The following is a 26,195-nucleotide window of genomic DNA, read 5'->3' on the forward strand; positions in this document are numbered from 1 at the left end:
GTCACCCGATAGACATGTCCAGCGAAGTTCCTTCCACGACCGGAGGCACGATGACCACCTACGCAGTCCGCGACCCGCGCGGCGGGGCCGACCCCGAGCCCTACCCGACCGCCACCGACGAGGAGATCCAGGCCGCGATCGCCGCTGCCCACAAGGCCCACCGCGAGTGGTCGCGCAAGACCACCGTCGAGGAGCGGGCCGCGCTGGTGCGCCGCGTCGGCGACCTGCACCTCGAGCGTCGCGACGAGCTGGCCGAGATCACCGTCCGCGAGATGGGCAAGCCGTGGGAGGAGGCCACGGGCGAGGTCGAGTTCAGCGCGGCGATCTACCACTACTACGCCGACAACGCCCCGACCTTCCTGGCCGACGAGCCGATCGAGCTGCTCGACGGCACCGGCTCGGCGATGATCCGCCGCGCCTCGCTCGGCGTGCTCATCGGGATCATGCCGTGGAACTTCCCGACCTACCAGGTCGCCCGCTTCGCCGGCCCGAACCTCGCGGTGGGCAACACGATCCTTCTCAAGCACGCGCCGCAGTGCCCGGCCACCGCCGCCGCGCTCCAGCAGCTCTACCTCGACGCCGGGTTCCCCGAGGGCGCCTACGTCAACGTCTACGCCACCAACGAGCAGGTCGCCGACGTGATCGCGGACCCGCGGGTCCAGGGCGTCTCGCTGACCGGGTCCGAGCGCGCCGGTGCGGCCGTCGCCGAGATCGCGGGGCGCAACCTCAAGAAGGTCGTGCTCGAGCTCGGCGGCTCCGACCCGTTCATCGTCCTGGGCAGCAATGACATGGACGCCACCGTCGAGGCGGCGATCGCGGCGCGGTGCGGCAACACCGGCCAGGCATGCAACGCCGGCAAGCGGATCATCGTGCTGGACTCGCTGTACGACGAGTTCGTCGAGAAGTTCAACGCGAAGATGACCAGCGAGGAGCTGGTGAGCACTCCGCTGTCCTCCGAGGCGGCCGCGAAGCGGCTCACCGAGCAGGTGGAGCAGGCGGTCAGCGGCGGCGCGGTGCTCCGCTCGGCCGGCGACCCGCACGACGCCTTCGTGCCGTCCGGCGTCCTCGAGGGCGTGACCAAGGACAACCCGGTCTTCCACCAGGAGCTGTTCGGACCGGTGGCGATGGTGTTCAAGGTCGGCTCCGAGGAGGAGGCGATCGAGCTCGCCAACGACACCCCCTACGGCCTCGGCTCCTACGTCTTCACCCCCGACCCGGAGCAGGCCCAGCGCGTCGCCGACCAGCTGGACGTCGGCATGGTGTTCATCAACGGCGTCGACGCCGACGGTGTCGAGCTGCCCTTCGGTGGCGTCAAGCGCTCCGGCTTCGGGCGTGAGCTGGGCCGCTACGGCATCGAGGAGTTCGTCAACAAGAAGATGATCCGCACGATCGCATGACCGACACGTCGTACGACCCCCGCACCGGCGCCCCCGTCGCGCAGGCCGAGGACACGGACCCGGAGGAGCTCCGGGCCGTCCTCGGCCGTGCCGCCGCTGCGGCGCCGCTGGCCGCTGCGGCCAGCCCCCGCACTCGGCTCGCCTGGCTGTCCGCGGTCGCCGAGGCGCTCGAGGCGCACGCCGACGAGCTGACCGGGCTGGCCGACCAGGAGACGGCGCTGGGAGTCGCACGGTTGTCGGGCGAGGTCGCCCGAGCCGCCGCGCAGCTGCGGTTCTACGGCGAGGTGGCCGTGGAAGGCTCCTTCGTCGGGCTCACGGTCGACGAGGCGACGGAGACCACGCCCCGGCTGGTGCGGGTCAACCGCCCGCTCGGCCCGGTCGCGGTCTTCGGCGCGAGCAACTTCCCCTTCGCGTTCAGCGTGCTGGGCAACGACACCGGGGCGGCGATCGCGGCTGGCTGCCCGGTGGTCGCCAAGGCGCATCCGGCGCACCTCGGGCTGAGCCTGCGGCAGGCGGAGCTGGCGCGGGCGGCGCTGGCCTCCGCCGGCGCGCCGGAGGGGCTGTTCCAGCTCGTCGTCGGGCACCGGACCGGAGTCGAGCTCGTGCAGGCACCGGAGATCACCGCGGTCGCCTTCACCGGTTCGCAGAGCGGCGGGATGGCGCTGTGGCGGCTGGCCAACGAGCGCGAGGTCGTGATCCCGGTGTACGCCGAGATGGGCACCGTGAACCCGGTCGTGGTGACCCGTCCCGGGGCTGCCGAGATGGCCACGGTGGCCGAGGGGTTCGTCGGCTCCTTCACGTTGGGCAACGGTCAGTTCTGCACCAAGCCCGGCTTGATGCTGGCCCCCGCCGGGACCGGTGCGGCGGAGGCGGTCGGCGAGGCCCTGCGTGCGGCCGCGCCTTCGCCGGTGATGCTGACGCAGGGGATCGCCGAGTCCGTGACTGCCGGGATCGGTCAGCTCGAGGACGCCGGCGCCGAGGTCGTCGCGCGCGTCGACCCTTCGGGCGAGGGGTGGTCGGCGCCGGCCGCGGTGCTCCGCGCCGGGACCAGCGCGCTCAAGCCGGGGAGCCGGCTGCTCGAGGAGTGCTTCGGGGCGGTGGCGCTGGTCTGCGAGTACTCCTCCGACGAGGAGCTCCGCGAGGCGCTGTCGACGCTGCAGTCGTCGCTGGCCGCGAGCGTGATCACCGGCGGCGCCGACGACCAGGAGGCCGCCGCGCTGGTCGACGGCCTGTCCCAGAAGGTCGGCCGGGTCGTCGTCGACGGGTGGCCGACCGGTGTGGCGTTCACCTGGGCGCAGCAGCACGGCGGCCCGTGGCCGTCGACCTCGGTCCCGTCGGCGACCTCGGTCGGGGCGGCCGGGCTCGAGCGGTTCGTGCGGCCGGTGACCTACCAGTCCGCGCACGACGGGCTGCTGCCGCCCGAGGCCCGCGCCGACGACCCCTGGGCGCTGCCGCGCCGCGTCGACGGGCGCCTCGTCCCCGCCGGGGAGCCGGGTTCGTGATCCTTCCCCTGAGCGGGATCCTGGTCGCCGACTTCAGCCGGGTGCTGGCGGGCCCGCTGGCGGCGGCGACCCTCGCCGACCTCGGTGCCGAGGTGGTCAAGGTCGAGCGCCCCGGCGTCGGTGACGACACCCGGGCGTGGGGGCCGCCGTGGACGGCGTCCTCGAGCTCCTACTTCGAGTGCGCCAACAGGTCGAAGCGGTCGGTCGAGCTCGACCTGGCCGCCCCGGAGGACCTGGCGCTGGCGCGTGAGCTGGCCTCCCGGTGCGACGTGCTGGTGGAGAACTTCAAGGCCGGCACCCTGGCGCGCCGGGGGCTCGGCTACGACGACGTCGCGGCGGTGAACCCGGGCGTGGTCTACGCGTCGATCACCGGCTTCGGCAGCGGCGCGGGCGCGGAGCTGCCCGGCTACGACTTCCTGGTCCAGGCGGTCGGCGGGCTGATGAGCATCACCGGTGACGCGGAGCCGACGAAGGCCGGCGTGGCGCTGGTCGACGTGCTGACCTCCAAGGACGCCGTCGTCGGGATCCTGGCGGCGCTGCAGGCGCGGGAGCGGACCGGCCGCGGCCAGCACGTCGAGGTGAACCTGCTCTCCAGCCTGCTGGGCTCGCTGGCCAACCAGGCGTCGTCGTACCTCACGACCGGGCGGTCGCCGGGGCGGATGGGCAACCGGCACCCCTCGATCGCGCCGTACGAGACCTTGCAGGCCAAGGACGGCCACCTCGCGGTGTGCTGCGGCAACGACCGGCAGTTCCGCGCGTTCGCCGCGGCGCTCGAGGTGCCGGCGCTGGCCGACGACCCGAGGTTCGCCACCAACCCCGATCGGGTCGCGCACCGCGACGAGCTGGTCGCCGCGCTCGAGGCTGCGCTGGCCGCCGACACCGTCGACGGGTGGACGAAGCGGCTCACCGACGTCGGCGTGCCCGCCGGTCCCGTCGGCACGGTCGCCGACGGCTTCGCCCTCGCCGAGCGGCTCGGCCTCGACCCGACCGTCGAGGTCGGCGAGCGACGGCCGCCCCAGGTCCGGAGCCCGCTGCGGTTCTCGGACACCCCGATCACCCGCTACACCGCCCCGCCTTCGCTGGGCGAGCACAACGACGACGTACGCCGCTGGCTGACGCGACCCGGCGGGACACCCCGCACCACACCCGAGGAGACGCCCCGATGAGCACCACCACCCGGAAGCTGCCGCCGTTCGAGCCGCTGGACCCCGCCGGCATCGACGACCTGCTGACCGCCGACGAGAAGGCCGTGCGCTCCTCGGTGCGCCAGCTGTGCGCCGACAAGGTCGACCCCTACGTCGCGGACTGGTTCGAGCGCGGTCAGCTCGACGACCCGCGCGGGCTCGCCAAGGAGCTCGGCTCGCTGGGGCTGCTCGGGATGCACCTCGAGGGCTACGGCTGCGCCGGGATGTCGGCCACCGAGTACGGCGTCGCCTGCCTCGAGCTCGAGGCCTCCGACTCGGGGATCCGGTCGCTGGTCTCGGTGCAGGGGTCGCTGGCGATGTTCGCGATCTGGCGTTGGGGCAGCGAGGAGCAGAAGCAGGAGTGGCTGCCGCGGATGGCCGCCGGCGAGGCGATCGGCTGCTTCGGCCTGACCGAGCCCGACATCGGCTCCGACCCGGGCAGCATGCGGACCCGGGCCCGCAAGGACGGCTCCGACTGGGTGCTCGAGGGCCGCAAGATGTGGATCACCAACGGCACGATCGCCGACGTCGCGGTGGTCTGGGCGCAGACCGACGAGGGCGTGCGCGGGTTCGTGGTCCCGACCGACACCCCGGGCTTCAGCGCGCCGGAGATCAAGCACAAGCAGTCGCTGCGCGCCTCGGTGACGAGCGAGCTGGTCCTCGACGGGGTGCGGCTGCCGGAGTCCGCGGCGTTCCCGGAGGTGCGCGGGCTGAAGGGGCCGCTGAGCTGCCTCAACGAGGCCCGCTACGGCATCGTGTGGGGGGCGATGGGGGCTGCCCGCTCCTCGCTCGCCGCGGCGCTGTCCTACGCAGGCGAGCGGATCCAGTTCGGCAAGCCGATCTCGGCGTTCCAGATGACCCAGCAGAAGCTGGTCGACATGAACCTCGAGTACACCAAGGGCGTGCTCCTCGCGCTGCACCTCGGCCGCCGCAAGGACGCCGGCACGTTGCGCCCGGAGCAGGTCAGCCTCGGCAAGCTCAACAACGTGCGCGAGGCGATCGAGATCTGCCGCACCGCGCGCACGATCCTGGGCGCCAACGGGATCTCGCTGGAGTACCCCGTGATCCGGCACGCCAACAACCTCGAGTCGGTGCTCACCTACGAGGGCACCGTCGAGATGCACACCCTCGTGCTCGGCCAGGCGATGACCGGGCAGAACGCCTTCCGCTGACCCGCGGGGCGGCCCCGCGCTGGGGCCGCCCTCTAGGCTGCCCACGTGGCGAAGCGGTCGGAGGGGCTCCCGGAGAAGGACCGCCAGGAGCGGATCCTCGACGCCGTCCTCCACCTCCTCGCCGAGGGCGGCATCTCCGCGGTCAGCATGCGGGCGGTCGCGCGTGAGGCAGGGGTCTCGCTCGGGCTGGTGAACTACCACTACGCCGACAAGACCCGGCTCATCGCGGCCGCCCTGCGGCGCATCGAGGCGCAGGACATCGCCCTGCTCGAGCCGGACGCGGACCTCGCGCCGGAGGAGCGGCTCCGGAAGGCGCTGGCCCGGGTGGCCGACCCCGAGTTCCTCACCACGGCGTACCTCTCGCTGCGGCTCCAGCTGTGGGCGCTCGCCCAGGCCCACGAGGAGTTCGAGCAGATCAACACTGACGCCCAGAAGCGCTACCGCGCCGAGCTCGCCCGGCTGATCCGGGCCGCGCGTCCCGAGCTCAGCCGGGCCGATGCCGCCCGGCGGGCGGCCGACATCGACGTCGTGCAGAACGGCCTCTGGCTCACCGCGCTGCTCGGCCTCGACCGGAGGTCGATCGCGCGCAGCGTCGAGCGGTGCGTCTCCATCGCGCTCGAGTGAGCCCTCGCGCCACGAAGGGCGACTGAACGAACGTACGGCGGGGGATTGAACGATCGTCCAGACGCTCGTACTCTCCCGTCATGACACCAGTGACCGCCGAGGACGTGCGCCGGATCGGGCAGGGGTTCCACGAGGACCCGGCGAGGTCCATGTCGCTGCGGGCCGAGGCCTACACCGACCCCCGCTGGCTGGACGCCGACGTGCAGGGGATCTTCGCCCGCACGTGGCAGTGGCTCTGCCACGTCGGGAAGCTGCGCGCACCGGGCAGCTACGTGTCGGCGACCGTGGCCGGGATGCCCGTCGCCGTCGTGCGCGGCCGTGACGGCGGGCTGCGTGCCTTCTACAACGTCTGCAAGCACCGGGCCCACGAGCTGCTCTCCGGCTCGGGCACGACCCGCAACATCGTCTGCCCTTACCACGCGTGGACCTACGGGCTCGACGGCTCGCTCAAGGCCGCCCGCCGTGCGGACCGCATGGAGACCTTCGACAAGAGCGAGATCTGCCTCGACCAGGTGCAGGTCGAGGAGTTCGGCGGCATGGTCTACGTGAACCTCGACCCCTCGGCGGCCCCGCTGCGGCAGCAGGCCGGGGACCTCGCGGAGGACATCGCACGCTGGGCGCCTGACGTCGCCGACCTCACCCACGCGAAGCGGCTGACCTACGACGTCGCGTCCAACTGGAAGAACGTCATCGACAACTTCCTCGAGTGCTACCACTGCCACGTCGCCCACAAGGAGTTCGTCGACCTCGTCGACATGGACACCTACGAAGTACGGACGCACGGCATCTGGTCGAGCCACTTCGCCGAGGCCGGCAAGCACGAGAACGCCGCCTACGACGTCTCCGAGGCCTCGGTCACCGAGCACGCGGTCTGGTGGCTGTGGCCCAACACCTGCCTGCTCCGCTACCCCGGGCGCGGCAACTTCATGGTCTTCCAGGTGCTTCCCGCCGGCGTCGACCGGACCCTGGAGACCTGGGACTTCTTCCTCGAGACGACCGAGCTGGAGCCCGCCGAGGAGGAGTCGGTCCGCTACATCGACGACGTCCTCCAGCAGCAGGACATCGCGATCGTGGAGAGCGTCCAGCGGGGGATGGCGACGCCGGCGTACGATCAGGGGCGGATCGTCTACGACCCGGCCGGCTCGGGGCTCTCCGAGCACGGCGTCCACCACTTCCACGGGCTCGTCCTCGACGCCTACCGGTCGCTGGTCCAGCCGTCCGAGGACCCCGCCGACCAGCCCCTCCGCCCCGCCGTCCGTACCGCCGTCCGTACCGCCTAGGAGCCGTCGTGGCGAAGCCGGTCATCATCACCTGCGCCCCCACCGGGGGCATCCACACGCCGACGATGTCGCCGCACCTGCCGGTGACGCCCGACGAGATCGCGGCCGCGGCGATCGAGGCGGCCGAGGCGGGGGCGGCGATCATCCACCTCCACGCCCGCGACCCCGAGACCGGCCGTCCGGACCCGAGACCCGAGCTCTTCCTCGACTTCATGGGGCAGATCGGGGCGGCGACCGACGCGGTGCTCAACGTCTCCACGGGCGGCGGGCTCGGCATGACCCGCGAGGAGCGGCTGCGGGCCGCGGTCGCGACCTCGCCGGAGATGGCCTCGCTCAACGTCGGCTCGCTGAACTTCGGGATCTTCCCGATGCTGGAGAAGTACTCCTCGTGGAAGCACGAGTGGGAGCCGGAGTTCCTCGAGATGACCCGGGACTTCATCTTCCGGAACACCTTCGCCGACCTCGAGCACGTCGTGAAGGAGCTCCGCCACGGCCACGGCACCCGGTTCGAGTTCGAGTGCTACGACCTCGGCCACCTCTACAACCTGGCCTGGCTGATCGACCAGGGGTGGCTCGAGCCGCCGTTCTTCGTCCAGATGGTCTTCGGCGTGCTCGGCGGCGTCGGCGCGGACCTCGACAACCTCCAGCACATGCACACGATCGCCGAGAAGCTGTTCGGCGACGACTACGAGTGGTCGGTGCTCGCCGCCGGCCGCCACCAGATGTCGTTCGCCACGCAGGCCGCGATGCTCGGCGGCAACCTGCGGGTCGGGATGGAGGACAGCCTCTTCATCGGCCCCGGCGAGCTGACCCCGTCCAACGCCGCGCAGGTCACCAAGATCCGCGGGATCGTCGAGGCTCTCGGCCACACCGTCGCCACCCCGGCGGAGGCCCGCGAGCGGCTGGGGCTGAAGGGAGCCGACCGTGTCACCTTCTGAGGCGACCGCTTCTGAGGCGAACCCTTCTGAGGCGACCGGGCACGTCGCCGCCTTGGGCGGTGGGCTGATCGGCCGCAGCTGGACGGCGCTCTTCCTCGCCGCCGGCAGGTCGGTCAGGGTCTACGACCCCGACCCGGCTGCCGAGCCGCGCGTCCGCGGGGCCGTCGGAGAAGCGTGGCCGGTCCTGCAGCAGCTCGGGCTGGTCACCACCGACGACCCGGAGGGCCGGTTGTCGTTCTGCGACGACCCACGCGAGGCGGTCGCCGGCGCCGGATTCGTGCAGGAGAGCATCCCGGAGCGGCTGCCGCTGAAGCACGAGCTGTACGCCGCGATCGAGCCCGCGCTCGCCGAGGGCACGGTCGTCGCCTCGTCGGCGTCGGGGCTGACCCTCTCCGAGCTCCAGCAGGGGTGGTCGGACCCGGGCCGGCTGGTTCTCGGCCACCCGTTCAACCCTCCGCACCTGATCCCGCTGGTCGAGGTGATGGGCAACGACCGCACCGACCCGGGCGTGGTGGCCGCGGGGCGCGCCTTCTACGAGTCGGTCGGCAAGGTCACCATCGAGGTCCGGCGCGAGGTCCCCGGCCACGTCGCCAACCGGCTCCAGGCCGCGCTGTGGCGCGAGGCGATCCATCTGGTCGAGGAGGGCGTGGCGACGGTCGAGGACGTCGACACCGCGGTCTCCTCGGGGCCCGGGCTCCGGTGGGCGGTGATGGGGCCGACGCTGCTGTTCCACCTCGGCGGCGACGACGGCGGTCTCGCGACGTTCTGCGAGAGGTACGCCGACAGCTTCAACCGGTGGTGGGACGACCTCGGCACCCCGCGGCTCGACGCCGAGACCGCACGTCGGCTGGTCGACGGTCTCGCCGCGTCCCGGCCCGGCGACCACGCGGAGCTCGTCGCCCGGCGGGACGAGCGGCTGGCAGCCGTCGTCGCCGCGACGCACGGCTCCGACGACGGCAGCCGCTGAGCAGTTCCTCCGATGCGCCGCGCGGTGACGACCCCCGGCCTACCCTCGCGGGGTGACGATCGCGCGAAGGGTCAGGTCGGTGCTGGTGCTCGTGGTCGCGCTGGCCCTCGTCGGGCTGGCGCCGACCGGCTCGGCCTCCGGCAAGCAGCGGCCGCGCTACCCGTGGCACACCCGGATCGTCGCGACGACCTTCTGGGTGGGGGAGATCTTCGACGCGGACGCCGAGGACGGCAGCCAGATGATCTCGACCTACGACGACCACTGGTACGAGAGCTACGGCGGCTGCGACGGACGGATCAGGAAGGGCGTCTGCACCACGGAGCGGCGGTTCAAGAGGGACGGCTGGTTCCCGCGCCACATGACGCCAAAACAGAACCCCTTCTACCTCGACCTTCCGTACGACGACCTCAACGACCCGGTCGGGTTCCGCCGCCGGGGAGACGTCATCCCGTGGGCGAGCCGACCTCGCTACGCCCGCCAGGTCGACAATCCCGACGTCAGCCTGATGAAGAACCGGTGGGTGCAGCTCCGGTCGCGCGGCCGCACCTGCTACGGCCAGATCCAGGACGCCGGACCCGGCAGGTACCACGACGCGCGTTACGTCTTCGGCCGCCGTGACGCCCGCCCGGCGTCGAAGCGCCACAACAACGCCGGGATGGACGTCTCCCCGGCGCTCAACGGCTGCCTGGGGTTCCGTTCGCTGAACGGCGACCGGGACAAGGTGTCGTGGCGGTTCGTCGAGTTCCGGGACGTGCCGCGTGGTCCCTGGCGGAGGATCGTCACCCGCTCCCGCTGAGCGGCTCACCCGGCACTGCACCGGGCATGGCAGAGGCGCCCAGCCGACGGGGGAGACAACTGGGCGCCTCGAGACCTATGCTCCGGAGAATGCTTGCCGTCTACAAGGGACTTTGGTCAGGCATGATGCACCGATGAGCATCCAGGACATCGGACCAGCGCCGCAGAGCTTCCAGCTCGAGGAGGCCACGGTCACCAACCGCAACTACCGGACGGTGGCGTGGACGGGGCGCTACCTCCAGCTGACCCTCATGTCGATCCCGCCCGGGGAGGACATCGGCCTCGAGGCGCACCCGGAGACCGACCAGTTCCTCCGGCTCGACGCCGGCCGCGGTCGCGTGCAGATGGGGCCCGCCGAGGACCAGCTCGACTTCGAGCAGGAGGTCGAGGACGGCTGGGCGGTCATGGTGCCGGCCGGCACCTGGCACAACATCACCAACATCGGTGACGAGCCCATGCAGGTCTACGCCGTCTACGCGCCCGTGCACCACGCTCCCGGGATCGTGCAGAAGACCGCCGACGACGCCGAGCGGGACGAGGAGTCCGGCGCGGACGAGCCGCCGCAGTGGTCGGTGCAGCCCGAGGAGCAGCCCGAGGACGAGCACGCCTGACCGCTGCTCGCCCACCCGCCGTACGGGTGGTCTGGGGCCGTCAGGTGAGCGGTGCGCGCCCGTCCGTTCGGCCCGTATCCCGCCGCCGGAGCCGCGCCTAACGTCGTCACGCAGGGTTCGGGTCCTGGAGGTGAGACGGCGGTGAGCACGCGACCGGACGGGCCGCTGCGGCCGTACCTCTTCACCGTCACCAGCGAGGTCGGCCGCGAGATCCACCTCGCGCTGCGGGCACGCACCGGCGTGCGCGACCGGTTCACGTTGTGCGGGCTCCCGGCCGCCGGACCGCAGGCGGCCGGCGCCTTCCTCGACCTCGGCTGCCACGACTGCGCGCTGCTCGCCGACGACAGCGGGCTGCGGGTGGCCGGGGACGACGAGGGCGCCGCGGTCAGCATCGAGGCGTTCCTCCGCCGCCACCCCGAGCGGCGCTGAGCGCGGCTGGGGGGACCCGCCGCCCCGAGTTCAGCCCAGCTTCAGCACCGGCCGGGTGCAATGGTGGTCCCTGAGCACCCGGAGGACTGATGCGCGTTCTTGTCGTCGACGACGAGCAGCGGCTCGCGCGGTCGCTGCGCATCGGGCTCGAGGCCGAGGGGTTCGCGGTGGACCTCGCCCACGACGGCACCGACGGGCTGTGGCTGGCACGCGAGCACGACTACGACGCGATCGTGCTCGACCTGATGCTGCCCGGCATCAGCGGCTACAAGGTGTGCGAGACGCTGCGCGCGGAGAAGGACTGGACGCCGATCCTCATGCTCACCGCGAAGGACGGCGAGTGGGACCAGGTCGAGGGGCTCGACACCGGCGCCGACGACTACCTCACCAAGCCGTTCTCGTTCCCGGTGCTGGTCGCCCGGCTCCGCGCGATCATCCGCCGCGGAGCCCGCGAGCGGCCGACCGAGCTGGTGCTCGGCGACATCCGGGTCGACCCCGCGGCACGCCGCGTCTGGCGCGGCGACGTGGAGATCGAGCTGACCGCACGGGAGTTCTCGCTGTTCGCCTTCCTGGCCCGGCACAAGGGCGACGTCGTCTCCAAGCGGCAGATCCTCGAGGCGGTGTGGGACGTCGACTTCGAGGGCGACCCGAACATCGTCGAGGTCTACGTCCGCCACCTGCGCAACAAGGTCGACCGGCCGTTCGGCCGCGCCGCGATCCAGACGCTGCGAGGCGCCGGCTACCGGTTGGCGAGCGACGGTGGCTGAGCCGCGCTGGGCGCGCGCCTCGATCCGGCTGCGCACGACGGCTGCCGCCGTGCTGGTGGTCGCGGTCGGGCTGCTCGCCGGCGCGGTCGCGCTGGTCCTGTTGGTGCGCGGCTCCCTCGCCGACGGCGTCGAGACGGGCGCCGAGCAGCGGGCGTCCGCGCTGGCCGCGGAGGTCGAGGCGGGACGGATGCCCGAGGGGGCGCCCACCGACGACGAGGACGACGACCCCGAGGAGCTCGTCTGGCAGGTGGTCGGCGCCGACGGGGCCGTGGTCGCCGGCTCGCAGCCGTTGCCCTTCGTGCTTCCGACCGGCGAGCGGGACGACCTGGACATCCCCGGGGCGGACCACCCCTACCTCGTGGTCGCCGAGGAGGCGGAGCGGGTCGGCGAACGGTTCACGGTCGTGGTCGCCGCCTCCCGCGAAGAGGTCGAGGACTCCACCGCCGCCCTCCTCGCACCGCTCGCGGTCGGGTTGCCGCTGCTCCTCCTGCTCGTCGGTGCGACCACCTGGGTGGTGGTGACGCGCGCCCTCGCGCCGGTCGAGCGGATCCGGGGCGAGGTCGACCGGATCACCGGCTCCCGGCTCGACCGCCGGGTGCCCGAGCCGCCCGCGGAGGACGAGGTCCGGCGGCTGGCGCGCACCATGAACCGGATGCTCGATCGGCTCGAGCGCGCGCGGGACCGCCAGCAACAGTTCGTCGCCGACGCGTCCCACGAGCTGCGCTCGCCGCTCTCGAGCATCCGGCAGACCGCCGAGGTGGCGCGGGCCCATCCCGGTGCGCTCCCCGAGGGCGAGCTCGCCGACGCGGTGCTCGAGGAGTCCGCCCGGATGCAGCGGCTCGTCGAGCAGCTGCTGCTGCTCACCCGGGCCGACGAGGGCGCGCTCGCCCGCACGCCGCACGACGTCGACCTCGACGACCTGGCGCTGGCCGAGGCCGAGCGGGTACGCCGGACCGGGACCGCCGTCGACACGGCCGGCGTCGCCGCGGGGCGGGTGAGGGGCGACGCCGGCGCGCTCGGGCAGGTCGTCCGCAACCTCGTCGACAACGCCGCCCGGCACGCCGCGAGCGCGGTCGCGCTCACCGTGCGCGAGGTCGGCGACCACGTCGAGCTGCTCGTCGACGACGACGGGGCCGGCGTGCCCGAGGCCGACCGGCAGCGGGTCTTCGAGAGGTTCGTGCGGCTCGACGAGGCGCGGGCGCGCGACGCCGGGGGGAGCGGGCTCGGGCTGGCCATCGTCCGGGACGTGGTGACTGCCCACGGCGGATCGGTGGAGGTCGGGGCGGCTCCCCTGGGCGGTGCGCGGTTCGTCGTACGGCTGCCGGCGGCAAGCGGACGCTGAACGCGGCTTCAGCGGCGTTCAGGTGGCCTTCAGCGACCGGGGCGCACCGTAGGGGAGTACCTGGGGCCTGAGCTCGAGCCTGGGCCCCCGCACCCGACGAGAGGAACCCCCGTGAAGAAGCCGAACCTCCGCAGCAAGCGCGTCATCGTCCCCGGCATCGCCCTGGTCGCCGCCCTGGCCGTCGGCGGCACCGTGTGGACCGCCACCGCCGACGACGTCCGCGGCGACGAGCGGGACCGGGTCGGTGCTGCCGCCCTCGAGGCGGTCGGTGGCGGCACGGTCCTCGAGGTCGAGACCAGCGACGACCCGGGCGAGGCCTACGAGGTCGACGTACGCGCCGACGACGGCACCGAGCACGACGTGGCGCTCGACGACCAGCTGGAGGTGGTCAGCCAGCACGCCGACGACAGCGATGACGACAGCGACCGCGACGACGACGCGGACGACGCGGACGACGCGGACGACGCGGACGACGCGGACGACGCGGACGACCGTGCGCTCTCCACCGCCGAGCGCGCCGCCGCCGAGAGGGCCGCGCTCGACGCCGTCGGTGGCGGCACCGTCCTCGAGGTCGAGGCCAGCGACGACCGGGGCGAGGCCTACGAGGTCTCGGTCCGTGCCGACGACGGCACCGAGTGGGACGTCGACCTGGACGCCGACCACGAGGTCGTCCGCAAGCAGAAGGACGACTGACCCGGTCCCTGCGCCGGAACAGCGAAGCCCCGCCCGGTCGGGGTGAGGTCCGGGCGGGGCTCGTGCCGGCTCGGCCGGCGCACTGCTCGTGACCCCCGTGGAGCCACGTTGCCGACGTCCCGGGTGGGGTGGGGTGATGGGGTGGTCCCGGACCGCCGGCGCGGCACGTGAGTGCCTCCTGGGGATGAATGTGACGGATGGTGCGGCCAGTTGCAAGTCGGTGTCCGTGATCCGGCCCCGCCACGCTGGGGCTTCCCAACGCCGCACAGGGGACGAAAAGGACGAGGTCTGGTAGAACGGAACTGCTTCGGGTAAGACCGGTGAACCGCGGGAATGACAGCTCAAGGACGGCCGGAAGGACAGCCTTGGTGAGCGATCCAGCAACCGACCCGGCACCCAGCTCGGCAGCCACGCCCGCGACGGGGTGGGACCGCGTCGGCTGACCGCCTTGCCTGTGTCTGTTAGGTTATTGCCTAAAGGCATTAGGAACGAGGGAGAGTGGTGGCACGCGCGGGGCTGAGCCGCGACCGCATCGTCGAGGCGGCCGCCGAGCTCGCGGACGAGGTCGGCTTCGCGCAGGTGACCCTGTCGGCGGTCGCGAGGAGGTTCGGCGTGCAGGTCGCGAGCCTCTACGCGCACGTCGACGGCGCCGACGACCTGCGAGCCGGCGTCGCGTGCCTCGCCCTGGAGGAGCTCGCTGACACAGCGGGCGGCGCGCTGGCCGGCCGGTCCGGTCGGGACGCGCTGGTCGTCCTCGGCGACGTGTACCGCGACTACGCCGCCGCGCACCCCGGGCGCTACGACGCTGCCCGCTTCCCCCTCGACCCCGCAACCGCCGCGGCGAGCGCCGGCCCGCGGCTCGCGGAGCTCACCCGCGCGGTGCTCCGCGGCTACCACCTCGGCCGTGCCGACGAGACCCACGCCGTGCGGCTGCTCGGCAGCGTCTTCCACGGGTTCACCAGCCTCGAGGCCGCCGGCGGCTTCAGCCACAGCCGCCCGGCCAGCTCGACGAGCTGGGCGCGGATCCTCGACGGCCTCGACGTCCTCCTCCGCAGCTGGGCCGCCGACGCCCCCGACCACTCCCACGCCCGAAGGACCACCCGATGACGATGACGACGGTCCCGCTCACCAGTGCGCTGCTCCGCGGCGCGCTCGACCTGCAGACGACCGCCCGAGGGCTCGTGCCGCGCCGGCTCCCCGCCTGGGAGGTGGCGCAGGCCGGGGACGGCCAGCTCGCGATGGCCGAGTCGCAGCCCTCCGGCGTACGACTGGTGATGGCCACCGCCGCGACCACGCTCGAGCTCGACACGATCCCCACCAAGCGGGAGTACGCCGGCGCGCCCCGGCGACCCGACGGCGTCTACGAGCTCCTCGTCGACGGGGAACCGTTCGGCCGGTCGACCGCGGACGGCGGTGACGTGGTCGCGATCGACATGGCGACCGGAGGGTTCGAGCACCGGCCGGGCGCGCCGGCCACGGTCCGGTTCGACGGGCTGCCCGCGGGTGAGAAGCGGGTCGAGCTCTGGCTGCCGCACGACGAGACCACCGTGCTGGTCGCGCTGCGCGCCGACGCTCCTGTCGACCCCGTACCCGCGGACGCGCCGGTCTGGCTCCACCACGGCAGCTCGATCAGCCACGGCTCCAACGCCACCCACCCCACCGGCACCTGGCCCGCCGTCGCTGCCCGGCTCGCCGGCGTCGACCTGCTCAACCTCGGCTTCGGCGGCAGCGCGCTGCTCGACCCGTTCGTCGCGCGGGTGGTACGTGACACCCCGGCCGACCGGATCAGCCTCAAGCTCGGCATCAACGTGGTGAACCAGGACCTGATGCGGGCGCGGGCGTTCCGGACCGCCGTGCACGGCTACCTCGACACGATCCGCGACGGCCACCCGACCACGCCGCTGCTCGTCGTCTCGCCGGTCCTCTGCCCGATGCACGAGGAGGTGCCGGGCCCGAGCGGGTTCGACACCAGCGCGCTGGCCGAGGGGCGGCTGTCCTTCGTCGCGACCGGCGACCCCGCCGAGGTGGCCGCCGGGAAGCTGACCCTCCGGGTGGTCAGGGAGGTTCTCCGCGAGGTCGTCGAGCAGCGTGCCGCCGACGACCCGGCGCTCTTCCACCTCGACGGGCGTGAGCTCTACGGCGAGGGCGACGCCGAGGCGCTGCCCCTCCCCGACGCGCTCCACCCCGACGGGGCGACCCACCGGCTCATGGGCGAGCGGTTCGCGCGGCTCGCGTTCGGCGACGGAGGGCCGCTTGCCCGCTGACATCCCCCTGGGTGTCACAGGACGCGGCCGGCCGGCGTCTTCATGTCGACCGAGTCGACACAGGAGGAACGATGACCGAGAACGCGCGAGTCCCCATGGCCGACATGTCCGGGGTCCAGGGCCGGCTGCTGACGCTGGCGGTCCGCAAGAAGCTGGGCCGGGTGCCGGAGAGCGTCGCGCGGATGTGGCACCACCCCAGGGTCTTCAAGGACATGGCCCGGGCCGGTGCCCGCAGCGAGAAGTGGGACCGGGTCGACCCCTCGTTGGGGGCGCTCGCGGTGATGGCCGCCGCGGCACACATCGGCTGCAGCATGTGCCTGGACCTCAACTACTTCCTGGCCCGGACCCGCGGGCTCGACGTCGACAAGGCGCGGGAGGTGCCGCGCTGGCGGGAGTCGTCGCTCTACACCCCGCTCGAACGGCTCGTGATGGAGTACGCCGAGGCGGTCAGCGGCACGCCCCCGGCCGTCACCGACGAGCTCTCGGCGGCGCTGCTCGAGGAGCTCGGACCCGACGGGCTGATCGAGGTGACTGCGAGGATCGGGTTCATGAACCTGGCAGCGCGGACCAACGTCGCGCTCGGGATCCGCTCCGAGCACTTCGCCGACTCCTGCGGCCTGCCGCCCCTCACCGAGCGGCCGGCCGCCGCGGCGTCGTGAGCAGCGACCCCTACCTCGACCACCGGAACCTGCTGTTCACGGTGGCCTACGAGATGCTCGGCTCCGCCGCCGACGCCGAGGACGTCCTCCAGGAGTCCTGGGTGAAGTGGTCGCAGGTCGACCGGTCCGCGGTGCGCGACCCGCGCAGCTACCTTGTCCGGATCGTCACGCGGACCGCGCTCGACCGGCTCCGGACGGTGGCGCGCCGCCGGGAGGAGTACGTCGGCCCCTGGCTCCCCGAGCCGCTGCTGACCGCTCCCGACGTCGCCGAGGACGCCGAGCTCGCCGACAGCCTCTCGACGGCGATGCTCCTCGTCCTCGAGACGCTGACGCCGACCGAACGGGCGGTCTTCCTGCTCCGCGAGGTCTTCGAGCTCGGCTACGACGAGCTCGCGGAGGCGGTCGGGAAGAGCGAGCCCGCGGTGCGCCAGATCGCCAGCCGGGCGCGGGCGCACGTCGCGGCCCGCCGACCGCGGGCCGCGGCCACCCGCGCCGAGACCGCCCGTGCGCTGGAGGCGTTCCTGCACGCGTTGGAGACCGGCGACCTCCAGCCGCTCGTCGACCTGCTCGCCCCGGACGTCGTGGCGCTCGGCGACGGCGGCGGGGTCAAGCAGGCGCTCCCGCGGCCGGTGGTCGGGGCGGACAAGGTGGCCGCGCTGATGCGCGTCGGCGTCCGCGGCGTCCGGGAGCTCGGCATGACCGGCTCGCTCGTCGAGGTCAACGGCTGGCCGGCGGTGCTGGTGCGGGTCGGCGACGAGGTCGACGCGGTGGTCACCCTGCGGGTCGAGGACGGCCTGGTGTCCGGGATCTACACCGTCCGGAACCCCGAGAAGCTGTCCGGCGTGCTCGAGGTCGCCACCCTGGCCCGCTGACGAGGGCGGGAACGCGTCCGGGGCGTGGCGGGGGCGTGGCACGATCCCTCGCATGGCTCCACGTGTCCACCAGCTCCGGCTGGTCGTCGAGGCGGACGACTACGACGAGGCGGTCCGGTTCTTCCGCGAAGTGCTCGGGATGCCCGAGGAGGCGGCCTTCGCCGAGGGCGGCGACGACCGGGTCGTGATCCTCGAGGCCGGCCGTGCCACGCTCGAGATCGCCAGCCCGGCGCACAAGCGGGCGATCGACGAGATCGAGACCGACGGGCTGACCGGCTCGTCGATCCGTGTCGCCCTCGAGGTCGACGACGCGCGCGCGACCACCGACGCCGCCGTGGCGGCCGGTGCCGCGCTGCAGGCCTCCCCGCGAGAGACCCCGTGGCGGTCGCTGAACTCGCGCATCGCCGCGCCGGCCGGTCTCGAGGTCACTTTGTTCGAGGAGCTCGAGGACGCGGCGACCCGTCGGCAGCGCCCGGGGTTCGCCACCGACGCCGACCGCTGATCGGCCCTCCGGCCGAGGCGGTCAGTCGCCGGTGCCGACGTCGACCATCCACGGCACGCCGAACTTGTCGACGCACATGCCGAACGTGTCGCCCCACATCTGCTTCTCGAAGGGCATCGTCACCGTGCCGCCGGAGGACAGCTTCTCCCAGTAGCCGGTCAGCTCGGCCTCGTCGGTGCCGCTGAGGCTGACCGAGATCGCGGTGCCCTGGGACGGCGCGTCACCGGGGGTGTCGCTGGCCATCAGCACGAAGCCGGAGTCGGTCTTGAGCATCGCGTGCATGACGTCGTTGTCGGAGAGCCCCTCGGGCGCACCGCCGTACTCCCCGAAGGTGCTGATCTGCAGCTCGCCGCCGAACACCGACTGGTAGAACTCCATCGCCTCCCGGGCGGTGTCGTGGAAGCTCAGGTAAGGGTTGAGACGCGAGGCCATCGCGGGCTCCTTCACTGCTGGTGGGCTTTCCGGCACCGTAGGCCCGCCCTCCGACAGTCCGCCACGGTCGCGTGGTCCCCCGCCGCCACGAGGGGCGGCTCGACACGAATCACGGCGCCACGAGTGGCGGCTCGGCGGAGACGACATCGTTGTGGAAATCGTTATCGACAACGATTGACACCGGCGGAGCGGGTGCGGAAACGTTCGGGCCAACGTGGTCCACGTCACACCGGGCGTGGCGCAACGAAGGGACTGTCTCGATGCCTAGGAAGACGCGCTCCGCAGCACTCGCTGCCCTCTGCGCCGGGGTCCTGGTCACCACCGCGGCCTGTGGCGGCGGGGATGACTCCTCGGAGGGTGGCGACGGTTCGACCATCACCTGGTGGCACAACAGCAACAACGAGCCCGGCAAGGGCTACTACGAGCAGGTCGCGAAGGACTTCGAGGCCGACCACCCCGGGATCGACGTCCAGGTCTCGGCCATGGCCCACGAGGACATGGTCGACAAGCTCGAGGCGGCCTTCCAGTCCGGTGACGTCCCGGACGTCTACATGGAGCGCGGCGGCGGCGAGCTCGCCGACCACGTCGAGGCCGGGCTGGTCCGCGACCTCTCCGAGGACGCCGCGGACGAGATCGAGGCGATCGGTGGCTCGGTCGACGGCTGGCAGGTGGACGGCCAGACCTACGCGCTGCCGTTCTCGGTCGGCGTCGTGGGCTACTGGTACAACACCGAGCTCTTCGAGAAGGCCGGCATCGAGGCACCCCCGACCACCATGGGCGAGCTGTACGACGTCGTCGACCAGCTCAAGGCCGCCGACATCACCCCGATCTCGGTCGGCGCCGGTGACAAGTGGCCGGCCGCCCACTACTGGTACTACACCGCTCTCCGCTCCTGCTCGCAGGACGTCCTCTCCCAGGCGATCACCGACCGCGACCTCTCCGACCCGTGCTTCGTGAAGGCCGGCGAGGTGCTCGAGGAGCTGCTCGCGCAGGAGCCGTTCAACCCCGGCTTCCTGACCACACCCGCGCAGGAGGGCGCCACCTCGGCGTCCGGGCTGCTCGCGACCGGCAAGGTGGCGATGGAGCTCCAGGGCCACTGGGAGCCCGGCGTGATGCAGGGGCTGACCGACGACGGCAAGGGGCTCGGCGCGAAGACCGGCTGGTTCCCGTTCCCGGCCGTCGAGGGCGGTGCGGGAGACCCGGAGGCCCAGCTCGGTGGCGGTGACGCCTGGGCGGTCGCCGAGAGCGCGCCCGACGAGGCGGTCGACCTGGTGAAGTACCTGCTCTCCGACGAGGTCCAGAAGGGGTTCGCGGAGAACGACATGGGGCTGCCGACGAACCCGGCGGCGACCGGCTCGGTCTCCGACCCGGCGCTCGCCGAGCTGATCGAGGTGCGTGACGCGGCACCGTTCGTCCAGCTGTACTTCGACACGGAGTTCGGCACCTCGGTGGGCGGCGCCATGAACGACACCATCGCGCTGCTGTTCGCCGGCAAGGCGTCCCCGCAGGAGGTCGTCGACGCGACGCAGCAGGCTGCCGACCAGGAGGGGTGAGCTGACCGTGGCGCAGACGGGAGCCGTCGCACCCGCGGCACCCGCCGCCGCTGAACCGGTCGCCCGACGCGCGGTGTCGCGCCGGGCGACCGGCCACCCCGCGGGCTCGGGCGGCTGGCGGAAGCGGCTCGAGATCCTCCTGTTCGTGACGCCGGCGCTGGCCCTCATGGCGGTCTTCGTCGTCTGGCCGGTGGTGGCGGCCGTGCGGATGTCGTTCTTCCGCTGGAAGGGCTTCGGCCCGATGGACGACTTCGTCGGCTGGAACAACTACGCACTGGTCCTCAAGGACCAGGTCTTCACCGACGCGGTGATGCACAACTTCGTCATCGTCGTGCTCTCGCTGCTCGTGCAGCTCCCGCTGGGCCTCGCGATCGCGCTGCTGCTCAACCGCAAGATCCGGATGCGGGGGCTGCTCCGCACCATCGTCTTCGTGCCCTACGTCGTGGCCGAGGTCATCGCCGGCGTGGTCTGGTTCCAGCTCCTCCAGCCCGGCTACGGCGTCGTCGACGGGTTGGTCTCCGCGGTCGGGCTCACCCCGCCCGAACAGGGGTTCCTCGGCACCCCGTCGCTCACCCTGTGGACCCTCTTCGTGGTGCTCACCTGGAAGTACCTCGGCATGGCGATCCTGCTCTTCCTCGCCGGGCTGCAGGGCGTCCCCGACGAGCTCTACGAGGCGGCGCAGATCGACGGCGCCTCGTGGTGGCAGGCCCAGCGCCGCATCGCGATCCCGCTGCTCGGCCCGACCATGCGCACCTGGGCGTTCCTGTCGATGATCGGCTCGCTCCAGCTCTTCGACCTGGTCTGGGTGCTCACCGGGGGCGGCCCCGCGAACGCCACGACCACCATGGCGACGTACCTCGTCAACCAGGGCACCGCCCGCAGCAACTACGGCATCGCCGGCGCCGCGTCCGTGGTGCTCTTCGTGGTGGCGTTCGTGATGGCGGTGCTCTACCAGATCTTCGTGCTCCGTCGCGACACGACCGAGGCCCGGTGAGGAGCGAGATGGCCACCGTCACGACCTCAGCCGGTCCGGCCCGCGCGCCCCGCCGCAGCCGCACCTTCGGCGGCGGCGGCCCGCTGGTCTACGGCCTCGCGGCCGTCGTCGTCGCGCTCACCCTCGGCCCGGTGCTGTACGGCGCGCTCGGCGGGTTCCGCACCAACGAGCAGCTCGCCCGCGACCCTGCCGGGCTCCCGGACCCGTGGGTGTTCTCGAACTACCAGGGCGTCCTCACCAACGACGCCTTCTGGCGCTACGCGGTCAACTCGACGGTGGTCGCGGTCGTCACCACCGTGGTGGCCGTCCTGTTCGGAGTGATGGCGGCCTACCCGCTGGCCCGCTACCAGTTCCGCCTCCGCGAGCCGCTGTTCCTCGTCTTCGTCCTCGGGCTACTCTTCCCGGCCGCGGTCGCGATCATCCCGCTGTTCATCCTCGTCACGCGTGACCTCGGGCTGGGCAACACCTGGTGGGGTGTCGCCCTGCCGCAGGCGGCCTTCGCGTTGCCGATGACCGTGGTGATCCTGCGTCCGTTCCTCATGGCCATCCCCCGGGAGCTCGAGGAGGCGGCGCTCATCGACGGCGCCAGCCGTGTCGGCGTCTTCTGGCGGATCGCGCTGCCGCTCTCCGCGCCGGGGATGATCACCGTCGGTGTGCTCGCGTTCGTCGCGTCGTGGAACGCCTACCTGCTGCCGCTGCTCCTGCTCCGCGACGAGATGCGCACGCTGCCGCTCGGGGTCGCCGACTACTCCACCGAGCACTCCGCGGACACCGCGGGTGTCCTCGCGTTCACGACGATCGCGATGATCCCTGCACTGGTGCTGTTCCTCGCACTGCAGAAGCGGATCGTGAGCGGGCTCCAGGGAGCGGTGAAGGGATGAGTCAGGAGGTGGGTCCACGCGTGCAACGGACGACCGGCAACCGGGTGACCATGCAGCAGGTCGCCGCGGAGGCCGGCGTCTCGGTCTCCACGGTCTCGAAGGTGATCAACGGCCGCTACGGCGTCGCGAGCGAGACGTTCGAGCACGTCACCGAGGTGATCAACCGGCTCGGCTACGAGGCGAGCCTCGTCGCGCGGAGCCTGCGCAACAGCCGCACCAACGTGATCGGCGTGCTCGTCGCCGACTTCGAGCCGTTCAGCACCGAGGTGCTCAAGGGCGCTGCCGACGCCATCCGCGGGACCGGCTACGAGCTGGTCGCCTACTCCGCCGGCGGTCGCGTCGACGAGCACGTGGGGTGGGAGCGCCGCTACCTCTCCCGGGTGATGGGCACCCTCGTCGACGGGGCGGTGCTGGTCACCCCCACCGTCACCGACGTGCAGTACGACGGTCCGGTGGTCGCGGTCGACCCGCACACCGGCCCCTCCCGGCTGCCCACCGTGGCCGCCGACAACCTCCAGGGCGCACGGCTCGGCGTGGAGCACCTGCTGGAGCTGGGCCACACCCGGATCGGCATGGTCACCGGCCGGCCCGACCTGATCTCCGCCCAGCTGCGCGAGCGGGGGTACCGCGAGGCGCTGGCCATGGCCGGCGTCCCCGTCGACGAGGCGCTGCTGGAGCGCGGGGCCTACGAGACCGACCTCGGCAAGGCCGCGGCCCGTGCGCTGCTGATGCTGCCCGAGCCGCCGACCGCGATCTTCGCGGCGAACGACCTCACCGCGCTCGCCACCCTCGAGGCGGCCGCCGAGCTCGGCCTCGACGTGCCCGGCGACCTGTCGGTGGTGGGCTTCGACAACATCCCGGAGTCCGCCCTCGCGCACCCGCCGATCACCACCGTCCAGCAGCCGATCCGGCGGATGGGCCACGACGCGATCGCCATGCTCGTCGCCCTGATCGCCGGCGACGAGCTCGCGGAGACCCACCCGATCCTCGACACCACCCTCGTCGTACGCCGCTCGACGGCACCGCCCCGCACCCCGCGGGACACCGCACCCGGAGGAACCAGATGACCGACTTGTGGCGCGACCCCGCCGCGCCCGCCGACGCGCGCGTGGCCGACCTGGTGGCGCGGATGACCCTGGAGGAGAAGGTCGCCCAGCTGTCGGGCGTCTGGGGCGTCGACCCCGACGTCGGCGACATGGCGCCGATGCTCCGCGACGGGATGGGGGAGATGGCTCCCTGGGCCGAGGTGATCGCCGACGGGCTGGGCCAGCTGACCCGGCCGTTCGGCACCGAGCCCGTCGACCCGGTCGCGGGGGCGCGGGCGCTCGCGGAGCGGCAGCGGCAGGTGGTCGCGGCCAACCGGTTCGGGATCCCGGCGCAGGTGCACGAGGAGTGCCTGACCGGGCTCAACGCCTGGCAGGCGACGATCTACCCGTCCCCGCTCTGCTGGGCGGCGTCCTTCGACCCCGGCCTCGTGGAGCGGATGGCGGCGCGGATCGGTGCCGACCTGCGCTCCCTCGGCGTCCACCAGGGGCTCGCCCCCGTCCTCGACGTCGCCCGGGACCTCCGCTGGGGACGCGTCGAGGAGACGCTGGGCGAGGACCCGTTCCTCGCCGGGCTGGTCGGCGCCGCCTACGTCCGCGGTCTCGAGGGCGCCGGCGTCGTGGCGACGCTGAAGCACTTCGCCGGCTACGCCTCCTCGCGCGCGGCGCGCAACATGGCCCCGGTGGCCATCGGGCCGCGCGAGCTCGCCGACGTGGTGCTGCCGCCGTTCGAGATGGCGCTGCAGGCCGGTGCCCGCTCGGTGATGAACTCCTACACCGACACCGACGGCGTGCCCGCGGCGGCCGACCCGGCGCTGCTGACCACGCTGCTGCGGGACACGTTCGGCTTCACCGGCACGGTCGTCGCCGACTACTTCTCGATCGCGTTCCTCCGCACGCTGCACAAGGTCGCGGAGAGCACCGAGGAGGCCGCCCGGCTCGCCCTCGAGGCCGGGATCGACGTCGAGCTGCCCTCCCCGAACGCCTACGCCGGGCCGCTGCTCGCCGCGGTCGCCGCCGGCCGCGTCGACGAGAAGCTGGTCGACCGGGCGCTGTTCCGGGTGCTGCAGCAGAAGTGCGAGCTCGGGCTCCTCGACCCCGGCTGGGCACCCGCCGAGCCGGCCGAGGTCGACCTCGACTCCGCCGAGGCGCGGCAGCTCGCCCTCGAGGTGGCCCGCCGCTCGGTGGTGCTGCTCGCCAACGACGGGACGCTGCCGCTCGCCGCCGACCGTCGCCTCGCCGTCGTCGGGCCGCGCGCGGACACCCACGAGGCGATGCTCGGCTGCTACTCGTTCCCGATGCACGTCCTGGTCCACTACGACGACGTCGACCGGGGCGTCGAGATCCGCACCGTGCGCGAGGCGCTCGCCGACGGCTTCGACGTCACCTACGCGCAGGGGTGCCCGGTCCTCGGCGGCACCGACGAGCAGATCGCCGAGGCGGTGGCCGCCGCGGCGCAGGCCGACGTGTGCGTCGCGGTGCTCGGCGACCAGGCCGGCCTGTTCGGCGGCGGCACCTCCGGCGAGGGGTGCGACGTCGCCGACCTTCGGCTCCCCGGTCGCCAGGAGGAGCTCCTCGAGGCGCTGCTCGCCACCGGCACCCCGGTGGTCGCGGTGCTCCTCGTCGGCCGCCCCTACGACCTCAGCCGACAGGTCGACCGGCTGGCCGCGGTCGTCTGCGGCTTCTTCCCCGGCGAGGAGGGCGCCCAGGCCCTGGCGGACGTCCTCGCCGGACGGGTCGCGCCGTCCGGTCGGCTGCCGGTCAGCTTCCCGGGCGCCGGCTCCACGCAGCCGTCCACCTACCTCGCCCCGCCGCTCGGGCTCCGCAACGAGGTCAGCACGGTCGACCCCACGCCGCTGTTCCCCTTCGGCCACGGCTTGTCGTACGGCGCCGCCACCTGGGGGTCGGTCGACGTGGTGACCGGGTCCCGGTGGCCGACCGACGGGGCGTGCGAGCTGGTGGTCGAGCTCGCCAACGACGAGGAGCGGTCCGTGTCCGAGGTGGTGCAGGTGTACCTGCACGACGTGGCTGCGTCCGTCGTACGCCCGGAGCAGCAGCTGGTCGGCGCGGCGCGCGTCGACCTCGACCCCGGCGCCCGGGCCCGCGTGCGGTTCACCCTCCCCGCCGACCTCACGTCGTTCACCGGACGGGAGCTGGTCCGGATCGTGGAGCCGGGCGCCGTCGAGCTGCGGGTCGGCGCCTCCAGCGCGGACCTGCGGGCGGTGCTCCCGCTCGACCTCGTCGGCCCGTCGCGCCAGGTCGGCACGGAGCGGGCGATGGAGCCGGTCGTGGTCGTCGAGCACCTCTGATGCACCACGACTGGCCGCTGGAGCAGGCCAGGAGCTACCTCCCCGCCCTCGCGGTCCCCGACGACCTGGAGGAGTTCTGGGCCGGGACGCTGGCCGACGAGGCCGAGCCGCCGGCGCTCGTGCCGGTCGACAACGGGCTCGTCGCGGTCGAGACCCACGACGTCACCTTCGCCGGCCACGGTGGCACGCCGGTCAAGGCCTGGCTCCACCTGCCGGCGGAGCCGCTGCGGACCGGACTGTTGCGGGCCGGACCGTTGCCGGGGGTGGTGCAGCTCCAGGGGTACAACGGCGGCCGGGGGCTGCCCCACGAGCACGTGTTCTGGGCGACCGCGGGCTACGCCCACCTCGTCGTCGACACCCGCGGACAGGGGAGCGGCTGGACGACCGGCGCGACCGCGGACCCCGCCGGGAGCGGACCGTCGCAGCCGGGCTTCCTGACCCGCGGCGTCGAGGACCCGCGCAGCTACTTCTACCGCCGGGCCTACACCGACGCCGTCCGCGCGGTCGAGGTGCTCGGTGGGCTGCCTCCTGTCGACGCCGAGCGGGTCGTGGTGGCCGGCGCCAGCCAGGGCGGGGCACTGGCCCTGGCCGCCGCCGCACTGGCGCCGTCCCGGGTGGCCGCGTTGCTCTGTGACGTGCCGTTCCTCTGCGACCTGCGCCGGGCCGCGTCGCTGGCCCAGACCGAGCCCTACCTCGAGCTGGTCCGCTACCTCGCCGCGCACCGGGACCGGGTCGAGGCGACATTCGCCACGCTGGCCTACTTCGACGGGGCCGTGCTGGCCCGGCTCGCGTCGGCCCCGGCGCTGTTCTCCGTGGCGCTGATGGACGTCATCTGTCCGCCGACGACGGTGTTCGCGGCGTACAACCACTACGCCGGGCCCAAGGAGATCGAGGTCTACGAGTACAACGACCACGAGGGCGGTGAGGCGTTCCAGCGCACTCGGCAGCTGGCCTGGCTCCGCACGGTGCTCGGCTGACCCCGTCA

Annotated in this window: 26 protein-coding genes; 25 read left to right on the forward strand and 1 reads right to left on the reverse strand. The window is 72.9% G+C overall.

The features are described 5' to 3' along the window. Positions 1-50: 50 nt before the first annotated feature. The 19 genes from FIP57_RS11245 to FIP57_RS11335 all read left to right on the forward strand — a co-directional run bounded on the left by FIP57_RS11245 (position 51) and on the right by FIP57_RS11335 (position 17,998). Complete coding sequence (locus FIP57_RS11245) at positions 51-1,397, forward strand: NAD-dependent succinate-semialdehyde dehydrogenase (protein WP_148573587.1); 1,347 nt, start codon at positions 51-53, stop codon at positions 1,395-1,397. Then, positions 1,394-2,899: an aldehyde dehydrogenase family protein gene (locus FIP57_RS11250; protein ID WP_148573588.1), complete on the forward strand. Its 1,506-nt coding sequence runs from the start codon at positions 1,394-1,396 to the stop codon at positions 2,897-2,899. Before FIP57_RS11245 ends, FIP57_RS11250 begins: the two co-directional genes overlap by 4 nt. Beyond that, positions 2,896-4,065, forward strand: coding sequence for a CaiB/BaiF CoA transferase family protein (locus tag FIP57_RS11255; protein WP_148573589.1), 1,170 nt, complete (start codon positions 2,896-2,898; stop codon positions 4,063-4,065). Before FIP57_RS11250 ends, FIP57_RS11255 begins: the two co-directional genes overlap by 4 nt. Further along, positions 4,062-5,255, forward strand: coding sequence for an acyl-CoA dehydrogenase family protein (locus FIP57_RS11260; RefSeq protein WP_148573590.1), 1,194 nt, complete (start codon positions 4,062-4,064; stop codon positions 5,253-5,255). The genes FIP57_RS11255 and FIP57_RS11260 overlap by 4 nt, the downstream gene beginning before the upstream one ends. 45 nt (positions 5,256-5,300) lie before the next feature. Next, a complete protein-coding gene (locus FIP57_RS11265; RefSeq protein WP_148573591.1) occupies positions 5,301-5,879 on the forward strand; it encodes a TetR/AcrR family transcriptional regulator in 579 nt (192 codons plus the stop codon). An 80-nt stretch (positions 5,880-5,959) separates the two neighbouring features. After that, positions 5,960-7,159, forward strand: coding sequence for an aromatic ring-hydroxylating oxygenase subunit alpha (locus tag FIP57_RS11270; protein ID WP_203231177.1), 1,200 nt, complete (start codon positions 5,960-5,962; stop codon positions 7,157-7,159). Between the two features lie 8 nt (positions 7,160-7,167). Then, a complete protein-coding gene (kce, locus tag FIP57_RS11275; RefSeq protein WP_148573592.1) occupies positions 7,168-8,097 on the forward strand; it encodes a 3,5-dioxohexanoate:acetyl-CoA acetone transferase in 930 nt (309 codons plus the stop codon). Positions 8,098-8,149: 52 nt separating this feature from the next. Beyond that, positions 8,150-9,064 (forward strand): 3-hydroxyacyl-CoA dehydrogenase NAD-binding domain-containing protein, encoded by a 915-nt coding sequence (locus FIP57_RS11280; RefSeq protein ID WP_203231178.1) that lies wholly within the window; start codon positions 8,150-8,152, stop codon positions 9,062-9,064. A gap of 52 nt (positions 9,065-9,116) precedes the next feature. After that, positions 9,117-9,860 (forward strand): hypothetical protein, encoded by a 744-nt coding sequence (locus FIP57_RS11285; RefSeq protein WP_148573594.1) that lies wholly within the window; start codon positions 9,117-9,119, stop codon positions 9,858-9,860. A gap of 133 nt (positions 9,861-9,993) precedes the next feature. Next, complete coding sequence (locus tag FIP57_RS11290) at positions 9,994-10,470, forward strand: cupin domain-containing protein (RefSeq protein WP_148573595.1); 477 nt, start codon at positions 9,994-9,996, stop codon at positions 10,468-10,470. 141 nt (positions 10,471-10,611) lie between these two features. After that, positions 10,612-10,899: a hypothetical protein gene (locus FIP57_RS11295; RefSeq protein WP_148573596.1), complete on the forward strand. Its 288-nt coding sequence runs from the start codon at positions 10,612-10,614 to the stop codon at positions 10,897-10,899. An 89-nt stretch (positions 10,900-10,988) separates the two neighbouring features. Then, positions 10,989-11,666: a response regulator transcription factor gene (locus tag FIP57_RS11300; protein WP_148573597.1), complete on the forward strand. Its 678-nt coding sequence runs from the start codon at positions 10,989-10,991 to the stop codon at positions 11,664-11,666. Then, entirely contained in the window at positions 11,659-13,008 is a 1,350-nt protein-coding gene (locus FIP57_RS11305) for a sensor histidine kinase (protein ID WP_148573598.1), read from the forward strand. The genes FIP57_RS11300 and FIP57_RS11305 overlap by 8 nt, the downstream gene beginning before the upstream one ends. Positions 13,009-13,119: 111 nt before the next feature. Further along, positions 13,120-13,701 carry a PepSY domain-containing protein gene (locus FIP57_RS11310; protein ID WP_162529776.1) on the forward strand — a complete coding sequence of 194 codons (582 nt, stop codon included), beginning with the start codon at positions 13,120-13,122 and terminating at the stop codon, positions 13,699-13,701. A 498-nt stretch (positions 13,702-14,199) separates the two neighbouring features. Then, positions 14,200-14,808 carry a TetR/AcrR family transcriptional regulator gene (locus FIP57_RS11315; protein ID WP_238993405.1) on the forward strand — a complete coding sequence of 203 codons (609 nt, stop codon included), beginning with the start codon at positions 14,200-14,202 and terminating at the stop codon, positions 14,806-14,808. After that, on the forward strand, positions 14,805-15,965 hold the full coding sequence (locus FIP57_RS11320; RefSeq protein WP_148573600.1) for an SGNH/GDSL hydrolase family protein: 1,161 nt from the start codon (positions 14,805-14,807) through the stop codon (positions 15,963-15,965). Before FIP57_RS11315 ends, FIP57_RS11320 begins: the two co-directional genes overlap by 4 nt. Positions 15,966-16,036: 71 nt before the next feature. Further along, positions 16,037-16,624: a carboxymuconolactone decarboxylase family protein gene (locus FIP57_RS11325; RefSeq protein WP_148573601.1), complete on the forward strand. Its 588-nt coding sequence runs from the start codon at positions 16,037-16,039 to the stop codon at positions 16,622-16,624. Beyond that, positions 16,621-17,496 carry an RNA polymerase sigma-70 factor gene (locus tag FIP57_RS11330; protein WP_203231179.1) on the forward strand — a complete coding sequence of 292 codons (876 nt, stop codon included), beginning with the start codon at positions 16,621-16,623 and terminating at the stop codon, positions 17,494-17,496. The genes FIP57_RS11325 and FIP57_RS11330 overlap by 4 nt, the downstream gene beginning before the upstream one ends. A gap of 52 nt (positions 17,497-17,548) precedes the next feature. Next, on the forward strand, positions 17,549-17,998 hold the full coding sequence (locus FIP57_RS11335) for a VOC family protein (protein ID WP_148573602.1): 450 nt from the start codon (positions 17,549-17,551) through the stop codon (positions 17,996-17,998). Positions 17,999-18,019: 21 nt separating this feature from the next. Here FIP57_RS11335 and FIP57_RS11340 read toward each other — a convergent pair whose 3' ends face one another. After that, positions 18,020-18,430, reverse strand: coding sequence for a VOC family protein (locus FIP57_RS11340; RefSeq protein WP_148573603.1), 411 nt, complete (start codon positions 18,428-18,430; stop codon positions 18,020-18,022). Positions 18,431-18,690: 260 nt separating this feature from the next. On the opposite strand from FIP57_RS11340, the gene FIP57_RS11345 reads away from it, so the two are divergent. Genes FIP57_RS11345 through FIP57_RS11370 form a run of 6 tightly spaced genes read left to right on the forward strand, consistent with a single transcriptional unit; the run spans position 18,691 to position 26,187 of the window. Then, positions 18,691-19,983 carry an extracellular solute-binding protein gene (locus tag FIP57_RS11345; protein WP_148573604.1) on the forward strand — a complete coding sequence of 431 codons (1,293 nt, stop codon included), beginning with the start codon at positions 18,691-18,693 and terminating at the stop codon, positions 19,981-19,983. A 7-nt stretch (positions 19,984-19,990) separates the two neighbouring features. After that, positions 19,991-20,977: a carbohydrate ABC transporter permease gene (locus FIP57_RS11350; protein ID WP_238993406.1), complete on the forward strand. Its 987-nt coding sequence runs from the start codon at positions 19,991-19,993 to the stop codon at positions 20,975-20,977. Positions 20,978-20,985: 8 nt separating this feature from the next. Further along, on the forward strand, positions 20,986-21,858 hold the full coding sequence (locus tag FIP57_RS11355; protein ID WP_148573605.1) for a carbohydrate ABC transporter permease: 873 nt from the start codon (positions 20,986-20,988) through the stop codon (positions 21,856-21,858). 20 nt (positions 21,859-21,878) lie between these two features. Further along, positions 21,879-22,925 carry a LacI family DNA-binding transcriptional regulator gene (locus FIP57_RS11360; protein WP_238993407.1) on the forward strand — a complete coding sequence of 349 codons (1,047 nt, stop codon included), beginning with the start codon at positions 21,879-21,881 and terminating at the stop codon, positions 22,923-22,925. Beyond that, positions 22,922-25,210 (forward strand): beta-glucosidase family protein, encoded by a 2,289-nt coding sequence (locus tag FIP57_RS11365; protein ID WP_148573606.1) that lies wholly within the window; start codon positions 22,922-22,924, stop codon positions 25,208-25,210. The genes FIP57_RS11360 and FIP57_RS11365 overlap by 4 nt, the downstream gene beginning before the upstream one ends. Then, the gene (locus FIP57_RS11370) at positions 25,210-26,187 is read left to right on the forward strand and encodes an acetylxylan esterase (RefSeq protein ID WP_203231181.1); all 978 of its coding nucleotides are present in this window, start codon (positions 25,210-25,212) and stop codon (positions 26,185-26,187) included. Before FIP57_RS11365 ends, FIP57_RS11370 begins: the two co-directional genes overlap by 1 nt. The last annotated feature ends 8 nt before the right edge of the window (positions 26,188-26,195 follow it).

The sequence above is a fragment of the Nocardioides caldifontis genome (genome assembly GCF_008087345.1).
Lineage (GTDB): Bacteria > Actinomycetota > Actinomycetes > Propionibacteriales > Nocardioidaceae > Marmoricola_A > Marmoricola_A caldifontis.

Bases quoted from the DNA above. Each gene is read 5' to 3' on its own strand.
- FIP57_RS11245 (WP_148573587.1), top strand. From the start codon at position 51: ATGACCACCTACGCAGTCCGCGACCCGCGCGGCGGGGCCGACCCCGAG.
- FIP57_RS11250 (WP_148573588.1), top strand. From the start codon at position 1,394: ATGACCGACACGTCGTACGACCCCCGCACCGGCGCCCCCGTCGCGCAG.
- FIP57_RS11260 (WP_148573590.1), top strand. From the start codon at position 4,062: ATGAGCACCACCACCCGGAAGCTGCCGCCGTTCGAGCCGCTGGACCCC.
- FIP57_RS11270 (WP_203231177.1), top strand. From the start codon at position 5,960: ATGACACCAGTGACCGCCGAGGACGTGCGCCGGATCGGGCAGGGGTTC.
- FIP57_RS11290 (WP_148573595.1), top strand. From the start codon at position 9,994: ATGAGCATCCAGGACATCGGACCAGCGCCGCAGAGCTTCCAGCTCGAG.
- FIP57_RS11300 (WP_148573597.1), top strand. From the start codon at position 10,989: ATGCGCGTTCTTGTCGTCGACGACGAGCAGCGGCTCGCGCGGTCGCTG.
- FIP57_RS11320 (WP_148573600.1), top strand. From the start codon at position 14,805: ATGACGATGACGACGGTCCCGCTCACCAGTGCGCTGCTCCGCGGCGCG.
- FIP57_RS11325 (WP_148573601.1), top strand. From the start codon at position 16,037: ATGACCGAGAACGCGCGAGTCCCCATGGCCGACATGTCCGGGGTCCAG.
- FIP57_RS11335 (WP_148573602.1), top strand. From the start codon at position 17,549: ATGGCTCCACGTGTCCACCAGCTCCGGCTGGTCGTCGAGGCGGACGAC.
- FIP57_RS11340 (WP_148573603.1), bottom strand. From the start codon at position 18,430: ATGGCCTCGCGTCTCAACCCTTACCTGAGCTTCCACGACACCGCCCGG.
- FIP57_RS11345 (WP_148573604.1), top strand. From the start codon at position 18,691: ATGCCTAGGAAGACGCGCTCCGCAGCACTCGCTGCCCTCTGCGCCGGG.
- FIP57_RS11355 (WP_148573605.1), top strand. From the start codon at position 20,986: ATGGCCACCGTCACGACCTCAGCCGGTCCGGCCCGCGCGCCCCGCCGC.
- FIP57_RS11365 (WP_148573606.1), top strand. From the start codon at position 22,922: ATGACCGACTTGTGGCGCGACCCCGCCGCGCCCGCCGACGCGCGCGTG.
- FIP57_RS11370 (WP_203231181.1), top strand. From the start codon at position 25,210: ATGCACCACGACTGGCCGCTGGAGCAGGCCAGGAGCTACCTCCCCGCC.